10 protein-coding genes are annotated in these 15,812 nt (G+C 57.9%); 3 read left to right on the top strand and 7 right to left on the bottom strand.

The features are described from left to right. Positions 1–194: 194 nt before the first annotated feature. From uvrC to uvrA, 4 genes are all read right to left on the bottom strand, one after another. Positions 195–2,135 carry an excinuclease ABC subunit UvrC gene (uvrC, locus tag V2391_RS00050; RefSeq protein ID WP_329737785.1) on the bottom strand — a complete coding sequence of 647 codons (1,941 nt, stop codon included), beginning with the start codon at positions 2,133–2,135 and terminating at the stop codon, positions 195–197. Positions 2,136–2,141: 6 nt separating this feature from the next. Further along, positions 2,142–4,391: a murein biosynthesis integral membrane protein MurJ gene (gene murJ / locus V2391_RS00045; protein ID WP_329737784.1), complete on the bottom strand. Its 2,250-nt coding sequence runs from the start codon at positions 4,389–4,391 to the stop codon at positions 2,142–2,144. A 3-nt stretch (positions 4,392–4,394) separates the two neighbouring features. After that, entirely contained in the window at positions 4,395–4,895 is a 501-nt protein-coding gene (gene ybaK / locus V2391_RS00040) for a Cys-tRNA(Pro) deacylase (protein WP_329737783.1), read from the bottom strand. Positions 4,896–5,031: 136 nt separating this feature from the next. Next, entirely contained in the window at positions 5,032–7,908 is a 2,877-nt protein-coding gene (gene uvrA, locus V2391_RS00035) for an excinuclease ABC subunit UvrA (RefSeq protein WP_329737782.1), read from the bottom strand. A 259-nt stretch (positions 7,909–8,167) separates the two neighbouring features. Here uvrA and V2391_RS00030 point away from each other — a divergent pair, with 259 nt between their 5' ends. The 3 genes from V2391_RS00030 (at position 8,168) to V2391_RS00020 (ending at position 11,990) form a co-directional block, all read left to right on the top strand. After that, positions 8,168–8,998 (top strand): Mrp/NBP35 family ATP-binding protein, encoded by an 831-nt coding sequence (locus tag V2391_RS00030; protein ID WP_329737781.1) that lies wholly within the window; start codon positions 8,168–8,170, stop codon positions 8,996–8,998. After that, complete coding sequence (locus V2391_RS00025) at positions 8,999–10,270, top strand: NAD(P)/FAD-dependent oxidoreductase (RefSeq protein ID WP_329737780.1); 1,272 nt, start codon at positions 8,999–9,001, stop codon at positions 10,268–10,270. It begins immediately after the preceding gene. Between the two features lie 79 nt (positions 10,271–10,349). Further along, positions 10,350–11,990 carry an NAD(P)/FAD-dependent oxidoreductase gene (locus tag V2391_RS00020; RefSeq protein WP_329737779.1) on the top strand — a complete coding sequence of 547 codons (1,641 nt, stop codon included), beginning with the start codon at positions 10,350–10,352 and terminating at the stop codon, positions 11,988–11,990. Positions 11,991–12,055: 65 nt separating this feature from the next. Here V2391_RS00020 and uvrB read toward each other — a convergent pair whose 3' ends face one another. From uvrB to coaE, 3 genes are read right to left on the bottom strand one after another with little or no spacing between them, the layout of a single operon-like run. Beyond that, the gene (gene uvrB, locus V2391_RS00015) at positions 12,056–14,296 is read right to left on the bottom strand and encodes an excinuclease ABC subunit UvrB (RefSeq protein ID WP_329737778.1); all 2,241 of its coding nucleotides are present in this window, start codon (positions 14,294–14,296) and stop codon (positions 12,056–12,058) included. A 51-nt stretch (positions 14,297–14,347) separates the two neighbouring features. Beyond that, positions 14,348–14,929: a lytic transglycosylase domain-containing protein gene (locus tag V2391_RS00010; RefSeq protein ID WP_270226137.1), complete on the bottom strand. Its 582-nt coding sequence runs from the start codon at positions 14,927–14,929 to the stop codon at positions 14,348–14,350. Next, positions 14,922–15,563 (bottom strand): dephospho-CoA kinase, encoded by a 642-nt coding sequence (gene coaE / locus V2391_RS00005; RefSeq protein WP_329737777.1) that lies wholly within the window; start codon positions 15,561–15,563, stop codon positions 14,922–14,924. Before coaE ends, V2391_RS00010 begins: the two co-directional genes overlap by 8 nt. Positions 15,564–15,812 lie beyond the last annotated feature (249 nt).

The following is a 15,812-nucleotide window of genomic DNA, read 5'->3' as shown; positions in this document are numbered from 1 at the left end:
GACAAACAAAATGGCAGACAGTATGCATCGATGAGGTGAGATATCAGTCATCGTCAATCCGCAGGATAGCAGCGCTTTTCCTTCGGCGTAGTCAAACGTTTTAGCGTTAATAAAACGAGAAATCAGCAGGCAATCATAGCGAAATATAAGGTTGTAATTCGCGCAATCATATATATCAGTTGTTTAGGGCGAGTTTAGTTTTCGGATCCACTTGTGGAGGCTTTGTCTCGCTCTTCATTCCAGGCAGCAAGAGCCTCATGGACCGATCTTGCGACATCGGCAGGAACGCCTCGAACTTCTGCAATCTCTTTCTCGCTCGCCGCGCGCAACCGTTTCATCGAGCCAAAATGGCGCATAATGGCACGTTTTCTGGTGGGTCCCACGCCTGGAACATCGTCGAGCACCGAGACCGTCATTGCCTTATCGCGCAGCTCGCGATGGAATGTAATGGCAAAACGGTGCGATTCGTCTCGCACCTGTTTGATTAGGTAGAGCGAAGCGGACCCTGTCGGCAGCACGACAGGCGTCTCGTCCCAAGGCACGAAAACCTCCTCATCGGCCTTCGCCAAGCCGCAAACTGGTATATCGAGCCCAAGGGCCTCAAGTTGTTTAATGGCTGCCGTCAATTGCGGCTTGCCGCCGTCGACAACAAGCAAATCGGGGCGCGAGCCAAAGCGCTCATCGGCCATGCGCTCGGGAGCGTAGCGCCGACCAAGGACCTCGGACATCGACACGAAGTCGTTCGCCTCGTCCAGTTCGGCCTGGATTTTAAAGCGTCGGTACTGACTCTTGTCGGCACGGCCGTTGGTAAACACCACCATCGACGCAACTGTGAAGGTGCCATGCAGCGTGGAAATATCGAAGCACTCGATACGCATCGGAGGCTCGGGCAGTGCCAGAGCACTCTCAAGCTCCAAAAGTGCCTGATTGGTGCGATCGTCGGCATAACCCGTGCGCATCATGTAGCGCATAAGGGCATGACGGGCATTTTTGGATGCCATATCGAGTAATCGATGCTTTTCGCCGCGCTGAGGTCTATGGAGATGGCAGGAGCGCTCGCGCTTGGCCGCAAGCCACTCCCCCAGCGCCTCCGCGTCCTCAAGCTCAACAGAAAGGTTAATCTCAGCTGGAATATCAGCTGTCTCGTCGTAATAGCGCTTAAGAAAACCCGACTGGAGTTCCTCCTCATCGACATCGAGGCCCTTATCGAGAATAAACTCACAGGTTCGAACCGTTCGGCCCTCGCGCACGACAAAGACGCAGGCAGCCGAGATGGTCTCCTCGCGATAAAAGCCAATGACATCGATATCGACACTGGACGGAAATACGACCTGTTGGCGATCATCCAGGCCCCTGATGACATCTAGACGACGCTTGACGCGCGCCGCACGCTCAAAATCGAGCGCCTCGGCAGCCTCTGCCATCTCGGTCGTGAGCTCGTCGACGACATCCTTGCGATGGCCAGACAAAAAGCGCTCGACGCGCTTAACGTTCTTGGCATAGTCGGCGGGAGAAATCGCACCGACACACGCTCCCGGCCCTCGGCCGACATGATAGTCAAAGCAAGGCCGTCCGTTTTGCGCGCAAATCATATTGACGATATCTTCTTCGCCCTTGTGGGACTCGACAATACGTCGGCATCGACGCCACTCCGCACAAGCCGCCGAGCAGATCGGGATCACCTTGCGCAACGTATCAATGGTCTCACGCGCCGCGCGGCTGTCGGTATAGGGACCAAAATAACGCGTTCCCGGCTTATGGCGCTCACGCGTATATTTGATAGCTGGGAACAGATCGCTCTTGGTGATAGCGATAAAGGGATAGCTCTTGTCGTCCTTAAGGTCCACATTAAAGTACGGATGGTACTGGCCGATCAGGTTGCGCTCGAGTACAAGCGCCTCGTGCTCGGTCTCCACCACGATATAGTCGAAACTCGCCACCAGCTGCATCATAAGTGGAATCTTCTGACGCTCATCTTGCAGCGTTACGTATTGGCGCATGCGGGCGCGCAGGTTTTTCGCCTTACCCACATAGATGACATCGCCCTTGGCATCTTTCCAAAGGTAACATCCGGGCTGCGTGGGAACGCGCGAAACCTGCTCGGCGAGTGTTGGAATGTTGTCGTGACCGGCCACGTTTGCCTACTTGCGGCGAAGCAGCGAGGAGACCTCGGGCACCTTAAAGGCGATGGCCAAGCCAATGGTGACGGCGAGCGAGACGATGCCCGCAACGCAAACATAGCCCAAGGTAATCAGAATCGAGCCGCCGAGCGCGCCGAAAAAGTGCTCAAGCGCCCACATGACACCGGCACCCGCAGCCGCACCCAGGCCTCCAAGCATAAGGCCAAAGAAGCCGCCATGCAGAATAGATTTAACCTGAAGGCCATGCAGGCGACGGCGCAGCCACCACAGCGAGCAGCCAACCAAAATCACGTAGTCGACAACATACGAAAGTGCGATCGCAGGCATGCCGTAGCCAAGCACCACGCCAAACAACAGCACCGAACCGACCTGTCCGATGGTGGAGTAAAGACAATAACGACCGAAGGGCTTCATATCGAGCAAGGCCGAGAAGCTCTTCTGCATAAGCACAACCGCTCCGTAAAGTGGCAACGAAGGAGCCTGGTAAATAAGGAACTCCGACACCAACGCAACACCAGACTCATCGAACTTGCCAGTGCAGTAGATCATATTGAGTGGGCGGGCGAAGACGATCAAATACAGCGCAAATGGAATTAGGAAGAAGAGAATCTGAGCAACGCCGTTCGAGATGCCGCTGCGAACGCTATCGTAGTCTTGCTCCTGAGCATCATGCGAAAGCTCGGTATATAGCGCCGTCGAGAGCGAGACGGCGATTAGAGCATAAGGCAGGGTATACCACAAGCGCGCGTATGCAATGACAGAAGGTCCGGTCTCGGGCTGCACCACCAGCGCGGCGGCATTGATAATGGAGGTCTGGACAAACGTGCACACCGTGGCGAGCAGCGTCGGGATACCGAGCGCAATCGTCTGACGAAGCGCAGGATCCTTAAAGTCGATATGGATATGGGGATGCACGCCGTACTTGCCAAGCGCGGGAATCTGGCAGGCCATCTGGACAAAGACGCCGAGGGTCGTGCCAGCCGAAATCAAGATGATGCCTGCATGCTCGCCAAATTGCGCGGACACGGGCGCAAAACCAATAAAGCTGGCGATAACGATCACGTTGTTCAAAACGGGGGCGAACGTCGACCAAAAGTAATCGCGATGCGCGTTGAGAACGCCCGAGAACACCGAGCCCAGACCATAAAACAATATCTGGATGGCAAAGAAACGGAACATGAACGCAGCGGTATCCATGCTGCCGCCGTCACCCGAAAGGAACGATTGCGTCCAAATAAAGCCCGGAGCGAACACGGTACCCAGCACCGAAATGCCGCCCAGCAGCAAGAGCAGGATGCCAAGCAGGTTGCCCACATATTCATTTGAGGCTTCGCGGCCCTGTTCACGCCTCACGCCCATGTACACGGGCAAAAACGCCGTCACGAGCATGCCGCCCATCACGAGTTCGTAGAGCATATTGGGCAGGTTGTTAGCGACCTGATAGGAGGACGAGAGCAGCGACATGCCGATGGCGGCTGCCATGGCCCACGTGCGGATGAAACCGGTGACACGCGACAAAATGGTCAATACGGTCATAAGGCCGGCAGACCGACCAACCGTGGAGTAGTCGGACGAGCCCATATCGTCTACGTGATCCTGAGATTCCATGTGAGACACAGACTGAGGCTCAATCTCATCCACAGAGGAAAGAGACCTGTTCGCTGAAAAGGAATCATCGACTAAGATCGCATTGTCACCAGACGCGGCATGATCCCCAAACACCGTATCGACTTCCTGTGTGGCAGCACCTCGACCAGAAAACGACAAGGGATCCCAATCGTCATCGTCATCGACCGTCACGCCTTCGACGAGACCAATTGAACCGAGCGGAGACCATTCATCATCTGAAAGCAACGATTCGCCGTCATCGGGAGCGTCCTGCGTTGCAGGGCTAACGGCGGCCGCGCCCTGATGCGAACTTTTCCCTTGTGCGGCCATCAAAAACACCGCAGTCTCATCGGGACGCGGGGCATGAGGCGTATCCGAAGTGCTGGACATCCGATCCACGCCTGTACGAGCAGCGGCCAAAAACACAGCCGTCTCGTCGGGTCGAGTCGAGGAAAGAGACGAACGAGAAGGCACCGGACCGGCACCGGCGGCACGCAAATACACCGCCGTCTCACCCGGGTCGGCGGCAGCCGACCAGACTTTACGAATCTCATGTTCGACCGAAGCCAGCTCAGGCGAAGACGCCGAGGAGGTCGGCCCTTTTGCAAAATGAGCCCCGCGCTTTGAATCTTCCTGAGGCATCGCTCAGTCCTCTCTCGTGATCGGGGCGACCGCGGCCCCGCAAAATGCAACTAAATCGTCGGGCGCGACCTCAAGCTGGTAGCCACGCTTGCCTCCCGAGATAAAAATGGTATCCCAAAGGACGCATGTCTCATCGATCAGCGTCCGGAAGCGTTTTTTCATACCGACCGGGCTGCAACCGCCGCGGACATACCCCGTCGCGGCGAGCAAATCTTTGACATGCATCATGGTCAGCGTCTTTTCGCCTGCGGCGCGCGCGGCGGCCTTGAGGTCGAGCTCGTCGGCAACGGGAATGCAGCACACAACGTGATCGTTTGACGGCGCGACACAGACCAGAGTTTTGAATCCCTGGCCGGGCTCCTCACCAAGCTGTTCGGAAATCGCAACGCCAAGGCCCGCTGATTCATCGCCATCGTCTTCGTACGTATGGAGAACATAGGGGATGCCGGCGCTTTCCAGCTCGCGCATCGCATTGGTCTTTGGCGTCTTCACGGCCTTCGACATGGCATATCCTTTCCCTCATATACGAACACAAGGTTTAAGTATATGTCCATTTGCGCGGCATACGCTATCTCGACAAAGAGAGCGCCACCGAATCGCAAGGAATCGGCGGCGCTCATGTTTCAAAAACACCTATGTATTAGGCATCGAGTTGCGCTTGACGCTCCTTATCGCGCTTGAGCAAGGGCGCCAAGAACTTGCCAGTATAGCTCTGTGGGCATGCCGCAACCTGCTCTGGCGTACCCGAGACCACGACAGTTCCGCCACCGTTGCCACCCTCGGGACCCATATCGATCAGGCGATCGGCGACCTTGATGACATCGAGGTTGTGCTCGATCACCAGCACCGTATTGCCCGCATCGACTAGACGCTGAAGCACATCTAGCAATTGGCGAACGTCCTCAAAATGAAGACCGGTCGTAGGCTCGTCCAAAATATAGAACGTCTTACCCGTCTGACGACGATGAAGCTCCTTGGCGAGCTTTACGCGCTGCGCCTCACCACCCGAGAGCGTCGTGGCGGGCTGACCCAAGCTCACATAACCTAGGCCGACGTCATACAGGGTTTGAAGCTTTCGCTTGATCTGCGGAATATTCCCAAAGAAAGCCAGTGCCTCGGCCACGCTCATATCGAGCACGTCCGAGATGGTCTTGCCACGGTAAGTGACTTCGAGCGTCTCGCGGTTGTAGCGCTTACCGCCGCAAACCTCGCAGGGCACATAGATATCGGGAAGAAAGTGCATCTCAATCTTGATCTGGCCGTCGCCCTTGCATGCCTCGCAGCGTCCGCCACTCACGTTAAAGGAGAATCGTCCCGGCGAGTAGCCACGCGCCTTCGACTCCGGCGTGCTCGCAAACAGTGCACGCAAGTCGTCCCACAGGCCAATATAGGTAGCGGGATTCGAGCGCGGCGTACGGCCGATAGGCGACTGATCAATATCGATCACCTTATCGATGCACTCGATGCCGTCGATTTTTTTGTACGGGCCCACGGGACGCGTAGAGCGATGGATAGCGTTGGTGAGGGCAGGCGCAATCGTATCGGTGACCAAGGAACTCTTTCCCGATCCCGATACGCCGGTTACGACGGTAAGCGTGCCAAATTCAATCTTGGCGGTAACGTTTTTGAGGTTGTTGGCGCATGCGCCCGTAATCTTAAGACAACCACGTCCGGGGTTACGACGTTCATCGGGAACTCGAATCATTCGCTTGCCGGTCAGATAGGCGCCCGTCATTGATTCGGGACACGCCATGATGTCAGCGGGCGTTCCCGCGGCGACTACGTGCCCACCGTTGACGCCCGCGCCCGGCCCCATATCGATCACATAGTCGGCAGCGCGAATCGTGTCCTCATCGTGCTCAACGACGATAACGGTGTTGCCGATATCGCGCAGACGCTCGAGCGTCTTGATCAGGCGCTCGTTATCGCGTTGGTGAAGGCCGATCGACGGCTCGTCCAGAATGTACAGAACGCCCATGAGGCCGGCGCCGATCTGCGTTGCCAGGCGAATGCGCTGGGCCTCACCGCCGGAAAGCGTCGCCGAGGCGCGATCGAGCGTCAGATAGTCGAGTCCGACATCGACCAGAAAACGCAGGCGCTCCAGGATTTCCTTGACGATGCGCCCGCCGATAAACTGCTGACGCTCGGTAAGCTCCAGGCCCTCAAAAAACTCGAGCGACTCGCGACACGACAGGCAGCAGACATCGTAAATGGACTTGCCGCCCACGGTGACGGCAAGCATCTCGGGACGCAGGCGAGCACCGTGACAGCTCGAGCATGGCTCTTCGCGAATGTATTTCTCCAAGCGAGCTCTGGTGTTCTCGTTCGCCGTCTCGTTGTAGCGCTCGTACAGGATGTTGCGCACGCCCGAGAACTTAGTGTCCCACTGGCTGCGACGCCCATCGAGCTTTTGATAGTCGACCGAAATTTTCGTGTCGCCCATGCCATCCAAAAACGCACGACGCACCCGCGGGGGCAGGTCCTCCCATGGCGTATCGGCACTTATCTTAAAGTGTTTGCAGACCGCGGCAAAAATCTGCGGATAATAGTTGGAATTGCCGAACAGGCTGCCAAAGACTCCGTCGGCAATCGACTTTGAGGGGTCTTCAATCAGCGCCTCGGCATCGACTGTCTTTTTAAAGCCCAGGCCATCGCACTCGGGACATGCACCATAGGGCGCGTTGAATGAGAAATCGCGCGGCTGCGGGTCGTCGATGGAATGCCCGTGCTCCGGGCACGCCAGTGCCAGCGAATACTCCAGCAGCTCGCCCTCGCTTCCCTCGGGAGCGTCGCGGTCGGGCAGCATGTACACGTTCACGTTACCGTGCGCCAGTGCCGTCGCCTGCTCAACGGACTCGGCAATGCGACCCAGGGAGTTCTCTCGAATCACGATACGGTCGACCACGACCTCAATGTCGTGTTTGAACTTCTTGTCCAGGTCGATAGGGTCGTCAAGCGAGCGCACCTCGCCGTCGACGCGCACACGGCTAAAGCCCTCCGCACGTAGGTCCTCAAACAGCTTGGCATATTCGCCCTTGCGTCCACGAACCACCGGCGCCAACACAAACGCGCGACGGCCCTCCCCCGCCGCCAGCACCTTATCGGCGACCTGATCGGTCGTCTGACGCTCAATGACGCGACCGCACTCAGGACAGTGCGGCGTTCCCACGCGAGCAAATAGCAGGCGAAGGTAGTCGTAAATCTCGGTTACGGTGCCCACCGTCGAGCGTGGGTTTTTGGACGTCGTCTTCTGATCGATCGAAACAGCTGGCGAAAGGCCGTCGATCGAGTCCAGATCGGGCTTGTCCATCTGGCCCAAAAACTGACGCGCATAGCTCGAAAGGCTCTCGACGTAACGGCGCTGGCCCTCGGCATAGATGGTATCGAACGCCAGTGAGCTCTTGCCCGATCCGGAAAGACCGGTTATGACCACGAGCTGGTCACGCGGAATGGAAACATCGATATCGCGCAGGTTATGCTCGCGCGCGCCGCGAATAACGATAGAAGAATCAGACATGGAAGCTCCTTGCCTCCTACAACTTCAAATCACACTGACGATGAGTTTAGCGCACTCGACGCGCACAGATGTTCGTAATACAAGATTCGCAGACCTTTTGCGTTGTCTGACGCCGCAGGCCGCACGCTCGGTCCGTACTTTCGAATACTGTCGATCGCCTACCACGCATCATAAATGACTCCCGCTCGCAAACGAGGGTACAATGACGCTCGTGTCACACCGCGGGGCTCCGGCCCCAACACATACAAAGGAGTCAAACATGGGTTGCGAGCACGCACAGGCAGCCGGCGGGCAAACGTCGCCGTCGCAATTTGAGGAAAATACGCTGTCCGAGGTCAAGCGCGTTATCGCCGTGCTTTCCGGCAAGGGCGGCGTCGGCAAGTCATTCGTCACCGGCGCCATCGCCACGGAGCTTTCCCGCCACGGTCACAAGGTCGGCGTCCTCGATGCCGATATTACCGGCCCCTCTATCCCTAAGATGTTCGGTATGAGCGGACGTCACGTCCATGCCCTCGGCAACCTTATGCTGCCCGAAATCTCCGAGCACGGCGTCAAGGTTATGAGCTCTAACCTGCTGCTCCAAAACGAAACCGACCCCGTCCTCTGGCGCGGTCCGGTTATCGCGGGTGCCATCAGGCAGTTCTGGAGCGAAACCTCATGGGGCCCCATCGACTACCTGTTGGTCGACATGCCTCCGGGAACGGGCGACGTCGCCCTCACTGTCTTCCAGTCGCTGCCCGTCGATGGCATCGTCATCGTCACGAGCCCGCAGGATCTGGTCTCGATGATCGTCGCCAAGGCAGTCAACATGGCCGGGAAGATGAACGTCCCCATTCTGGGAATCGTCGAAAACATGAGCTATATCGAGTGCCCCGATTGCGGCAAGAAGATCGAAGTCTTTGGCAAGAGCAAGCTCCCCGAGGTCGCCGAGCGTTACAACCTCGAGATCCTAGGGCAGCTTCCCATCAATCCGGCACTCGCCGAGGCTTGCGATAAGGGCGAAGTTGAGACCGCACTGCCCGACGGTATGCTGCCCCAGGCCGTCTCTGCCGTCGAGGCCATTGCCCCGCACGAGACCGTCGAGGCTTAAGTGAACACAAACGCCTCCTATGACGTCTTGATAATCGGCGGCGGGGCCTCGGGTCTCGCCGCCGCCATTACGGCCGCACACGCAGGCAAAAGCGCCTGCATCGTTGAGCGCGATGTTGCCTGCGGCCTTAAACTCCTTGCGACCGGCAACGGCCGCTGCAACCTTTCCAACGAATCAATTGATTTCCAGCGGTACAACCACCCCGCATTCGTCGAATCCGTCATGGGTCCCCAGCCCGAGCAAGAGCTCGACAGTTTCTTCTCCTCGCTGGGCATCATGACGACCTCCGAGGAGGGCCGCCTGTATCCGCGCTCCCTTCGTGCCGAATCGGTGCGCGATGCGCTTCTCAACGCTTGCAATCACCTGGGTATCACCTTGATCTGTGGAGCAAACGTTGCCTCGGCATTCAAAGCCTCCGAGGGCTGGACACTCCAAATAGACCGTCCTGCGCGAGCACTCAAGGCAAAAAAGCACGACGACCGAAAAACGGAGGTTCGCTCACTTCGGAAGGCGCTCGCCGACACCCCTCGCAAGAACGAGACGCTGCAGGCAAAGGCCGTAATTATCGCTACGGGCGGCAGCCCCGCCGACATCGCGAAGACGTTCAATCTTTCCCTCACACTGCAGTGCCCCGTCCTCTGCCCCGTGTCGGCATCGGTCTTCGGCGACCAGACGGCGCTCAAGACGCTGGATGGCCTGCGCGTCCGCGCCCGTTTGACGCTCACCCGCAATCACGAGGAGCTCTGGCGCGAGGACGGCGAAGTGCTCTTCCGAACCTTTGGCATTTCGGGCGTCGCCGCCTTTAACCTCTCCCGTCGCGTCCAGCGCGGCGACACGATTCTGCTCGACGTTTTCCCCGACCTCTCCAAAGACGAGTTGCTCGATATGCTCAACCAGCGAGTTGAGTTGCTCGGCGGCTTTTCACCCCGCGACCCCCGCTGGCTCGACGGCATGCTCGCCCCGCAGTTCTCTCGCGTTGTCTGCACCGCATTCGAACAGTGCCACCCCGGGTCGCACGACGTCATCCACCTGGTCTCAATCCTCAAGCACTTTAAGCTGCTCGTCGAGGGAACGACAGAGGAGCGTTCGGCCCAGGTCACGCGCGGCGGCGTGCCCATCGAGAGCGTCTCAGCTCCCAACCTCTGCGTGAGCAACGCGGCAGACGCCCCGCTTTACATCTGTGGCGAGGCGCTCGACATCGATGCCGATTGCGGCGGCTTCAACCTTGCATGGGCTTGGATCTCGGGTATTCGCGCTGCAAGCAGCCTATAGCCGCGCAGTCTATAATCAAAACGCATTCGGGCCGTCTGGGACACCGGGCGGCCTCTTTCTTGCATCAAAGGAGACCTCGATGATCGAAATCACCCAAGTCCACGCGTCACTCGATGAGGCCGGCGACGAAACCGCCTGCCTTGCTATTGGCAGACGCGCCGTCAAACGAGCCCTGCGATGCGAGGATTCCCAGATTAAAGCCATTGAGCTCCATCGCAAGTCAATCGACGCCCGTAAAAAGCGAGATGTCCATTTTATTTTGAGCTTTCGAGTTGAACTGACAAGCTCCCGACTCGAGCAGGAGGTGGTCGACCGCGTCGCCGAGCGCGACCGCTCGCGCATCCGCATGGTAGACGGCGAGGCTCCTTCATTCCCCAACCCTGTCCCGAATGCACCCAATGAGCGTCCCGTCGTTGTCGGCGCCGGTTGCGCCGGTCTCTTCGCCGCCCTGACCCTTGCCGAAGCGGGACTTAAACCCCTGCTCATCGAGCGCGGCGACCCCGCACTTCGCCGCTCGGAAGCGATTGACCTCTTTCTTAAGGAGCGTACCCTCGACCCCGAAAGCAATATCCAATTTGGCCTGGGCGGCGCAGGGACCTTCTCGGACGGCAAGCTCAACACGGGAACCAAGAATCCTGCCCATCGACTGATTCTTGAGACCTTCGTCGAAGCGGGCTCACCTCGCGACATCCTGTGGGACGCCAAGCCGCACATTGGCTCCGACATCCTCCCCACCGTCGTCACCAACATATCTCAGCGCATCGAGCAACTCGGTGGAACCGTCCGCTATCGAACAAAGCTCGTCAATATTCGAACCGATGGATCTGGCGCCATCACCGGCGTCGATGTCCAACCGCCCCAAGAAACCACAAGCGAGACAATCGCCACAAAGCACCTCATTCTCGCCTGCGGCCATTCCGCCCGCGACGTATTCGAGCTTCTCAAGGAGCATAACGTTGCCCTCGCGCAAAAGACCTTTGCCATGGGTGTGCGCATCGAGCATCCACAGCGCGACATCGACCGTGCCCAATATGGCCCTTCGGCGGGGCACCCGGCACTCGGAGCAGCCCCCTACAAGCTTGTCGCCCATCTCCCCAACGGCCGCAGCGTGTTCTCGTTTTGCATGTGCCCCGGCGGACAGGTTGTCGCGGCTTCTTCCGAGCAGGGCCATCTGTGCGTCAACGGTGCCAGCCTCAATGCCCGCGACGGGCGCAACGCAAATGCCGCCCTACTCGTTAACGTCACACCTGATGACCTTCCCAGCGATGATCCGCTCGCAGGCATTGAGCTCCAGCGCGCCTGCGAGCGAGCCGCCTATCGCCTGGGTGGCTCCAACTGGAACGCGCCGGCACAGCTCGTCGGAGATTTCCTTGCTAGACGCGCCAGCACGGCACCCGGAAAGGTAAAACCAACCTATCCACTTGGCGTGACCTGGACGGCGATCGACGATGCCCTCCCGCAGCATATCGTCGAATCGCTTCGTTTGGGAATTCCCCTTCTCGGTAAGAAACTGCGTGGCTATGACCGCCCCGATGCGGTCCTCACTGGCGTGGAGACGCGTTCGAGCTCCCCGGTTACGGTCATCCGCGATCGAACATGCCACGCCGTGTCGACCCCGGGCCTTTACCCTTGCGGCGAGGGTGCCGGATATGCCGGCGGCATCATGAGTGCCGCCACCGACGGCATCCGTTGCGCTGGGGCGCTGATAGCAGACCTCTAGTGCACGAACTCTCGCGTCCGAACGACACAGGCCCCGAGCTCCACAGGGAACTCGGGGCCTGTTCACTACTTCCTGAATCGTGCACCCTGGCGTTTTCTACCCGAAGCAAAGGTAGAGCCCTTGCGAGCCTGCGAACGCAAACGCTCAATCGTTTCGTCCTCAGATGCGCCCTCAAGCATCGCCCGAATCTGAACGACGGCATCGCGCAGACGCGCCGCCTCCTCAAAGTCCATGGCGGCGGAAGCGTTACGCATGTCTTCCTCCATGGTCTCGACGATCCGCACGAGCTCGTCATGCGGTAGCCCTTCTAGCTGCTCGGCAAGCGTCTGCTCGGGTGCCACCGTCTCCGGCGCGGCGCCCTCGCCGTTTTCGTCGGGTGTATAGAACGCACCGTGACCCAGTGAATCGCCTCTCGAGCGTCCCTTCGAGCCCACAGTCTTTTCGGCCTCGGCAATAAAGCTCGAAATGTCGTTAATGGCCTTGCGGACCGTCTTGGGCACAATGCCATGCTCTTCGTTATATGCCATCTGAATCTCGCGACGGCGCTGCGTCTCCTCGATGGCTTCTTTCATCGAATCGGTCACAACGTCTGCATACATGATGACCTCGCCGTCGGCATTGCGGGCCGCACGGCCAATCGTCTGAATCAGCGAACGGCGGTTGCGCAAGAAGCCTTCCTTGTCGGCGTCGAGAATTGCCACCAGTGATACCTCGGGAAGGTCCAGACCCTCGCGGAGCAGGTTGATGCCAACGAGAACATCAATCTTTCCCTCGCGCAGCGTTCGCAGGATCTCGACGCGGTCCATCGTCGCTGTATCGGAGTGCATGTAATTGACCTTAATGCCGGCATCAAGCAGATGGTCGGTCAGGTCCTCAGCCATGCGCTTGGTGAGCGTGGTCACCAGCACGCGCTCCTTGCGGGCAACGCGCTCGCGAATCTCGTCCTCAAGATCGTCAATCTGCCCACGAACCGGACGCACATCGATCTTGGGGTCGAGCAGGCCGGTCGGACGAATAATCTGCTCAACGTCGTTCTGGCTAACCCGCAGCTCATAGTCGCCCGGCGTGGCCGAAACGTAGATGAACTGGGGAATCCTCGCCTCAAACTCATCGAAGCGAAGCGGGCGGTTATCGAGTGCCGAAGGCAGACGAAAACCATGCTCCACCAGCGTCACCTTACGCGAGCGGTCGCCTTCGTGCATGCCGCGGATCTGCGGCACCGTTACATGACTCTCGTCGATGATACAGAGCATGTCCTTAGGAAAGTAATCGATCAGGGTAAACGGCGGCTCGCCCGGTTTTCGACCGTCCAGATGACGCGAGTAGTTCTCGATACCGTTGCAAAAACCCATGGTCTCGAGCATCTCGAGATCATAGTCGGTGCGCTGCTGCAGGCGCTGTGCCTCGAGCAACTTGTCGGTCGCCTTGAGCTCGGCCACACGCTTCTCGCACTCTTCGCTGATTGATTTCAGAGCCGCTTTGACCTTAGGCTTCTCAGTCACGTAGTGCGAGGCCGGCCACACGGGAATGGCCTCGTACTCACGCAGCATCTCCCCGGTGACCTCGTCGATTTCAGCGATAAGCTCGACCTCGTCGCCAAAGAACTCAAACCGCAACGGATGCTCGGCATAGGGCGGATATACGTCGACGACATCGCCGCGCACGCGGAAGGTGCCACGTGCCAAATCATAGTCATTGCGATCGTACTGAATATCGATAAGCGCATGGATAAAGTCATCGCGCTCAAGCGGCACCTTCTTATCGACGTTCGGAGCTAGGCCCGCATAGTCCTCGGGAGAGCCAATGCCATAGATACACGAGACCGATGCGACGACGATCACATCGCGTCGAGATAGCAGCGATGCCGTCGCCTGATGGCGCAGCATCTCGACCTCTTCATTAATCGAGGAGTCTTTCTCGATATACGTATCACTCTGAGGTACATATGCCTCGGGCTGATAGTAGTCGTAGTACGACACAAAATAGACCACGGCGTTGTTAGGGAAGAATTCCTTGAGCTCGCTCGCAAGCTGAGCGGCAAGCGTTTTGTTGGGAGCCATGACCAGCGTCGGCTTCCCCAGGGCCTCAATAGTCTTAGCCATCGTGAAGGTCTTGCCCGAACCAGTCACGCCCAGCAAAACCTGATAGCGATCTCCGTCCCTCACACCCTGCACAAGCGACTCAATGGCCTTGGGCTGGGAACCGGCGGGCTCGTATGGAGACACGACCTCAAACGGCACCTCAGAGCCCTCAACGCCAAAACGTTTGAGCTCTCCTCCAACACGCTCAACTTCAAATTCCGCCATGGATACTCCTAACTCATATATCTGCAGTATACGCAGGCGGCGGGCATAGTCCTATACGAACCGATCGGGATAGAGGGTCTTGTAGCGAACCCAGGCATTATTGACACGAATCAGATACGCCTGCGTCTCGGGAAAGGTGATTGCATTATGAAGCGACGTGCTCTGCTGCGCCCATCCGTCGACATTGCCCATGCCGGCGTTATAGGCGGCAATGGCACTGTCAGTCGACCCGTTAAAATACGTTAGAAGATACGAAAGATACGCACAGCCAAACTCGATGTTCGTAGCGGGATCGTTAAGGTCGCCGGCTGAATACTCGCTGCCATCGACAAGACCCTTGGCAATCATATCCTGGGCAGTCTCGGGCATCAGCTGCATCAATCCCTGTGCGCCTTGATTCGACTCAGCCTCGGGATCCCAATTCGATTCCGACTTTATGACAGCACACACTAGATACGGATCAAGATTGTGCGAAATGCTCGATTGCTTTACGTACGCCTCGTAGTCAATTGGATACAAAGGCTTAAAGAAGGCGGCAGGGGCATACGAGTAGACGAGCGAAATAAGGCCGAAAACAAACATAACGGCAAGTGGCGCCACGCGATACCACGTAAAGAAACGTGTCTTAGGCATCGGTCTCCTCCCTATCCGCTACATCCCCGAAGCCATGACGCGCAAGCCATGCGTCCAGTTGTTCAAAGAGCGAGTTATCGCCTGCCGAATTATCGATTACCGTCGTAGCGAGATTGCAAAGCGAAGCCTCATCAGGTTGGCATGCAGAGCGCGCATCAAAATCAGAGGACTCCATACCACGATGAATGGCACGCTCGCGACGAACTGCTAAAGGAGCGCTGATAACCAGAATTTCATCAGCCAGGCCAAAAGCATCCTCAAAACCAGTCGGGGCAGAAACCTCGACTACCGCAAAGGGATAACGGGGGGACGAAACCGTGCAGCAAACCGGATCAAGGATCCTCAGCGAAAGCTGTTCGATGAGAACCGGGTGAACGATGCCATTGAGCCGCGCAACTGTATCAGGAGAGGCGAAAGCTCGAGCAGCGAGGACATTGCGGCGAATGCCGCCCTCCCCGTCCAGAATGTCCCAACCGAATTCTTCCGCAAGGGCATTGACGATATCGGAGCCTGGCACATACAGCGATTTGGCAAGCTCATCCAGATCGATAAGCATGGCGCCATGAGATTCGAGATAGCGGCAGGCAGTCGACTTACCCGAAGCAATATTGCCCAAGACAAAAACGGTAAACATCAAGTCCTCCCTAACGCCAATGCGAGTTATTATCGCGCAAATACAAACGAAGGACTCAAAATACAGCCAAACAGTAAGACAAGCTAAACGAAGACGAGTTCGTGTATTACAACTCTCTATCAAACGCAAAAAAGGGGGAGGCCGCGAGGCCTCCCCCTTCTTCAAGTCGATTGACGGCTCGGTGCCGTCCACCGGTCAGCGGCGCCCTGGCCTCCCACGGGCTGACCCCGCAGTACTCTCGGCGCGATG

The sequence above is a fragment of the Collinsella sp. CM84Y_54 genome, assembly GCF_036317945.1.
Classification (GTDB): Bacteria; Actinomycetota; Coriobacteriia; order Coriobacteriales; family Coriobacteriaceae; genus Collinsella.
The sequence above is the reverse complement of the archived record's forward strand: the minus strand, read 5'-3'. Positions and strand labels throughout refer to the sequence as shown.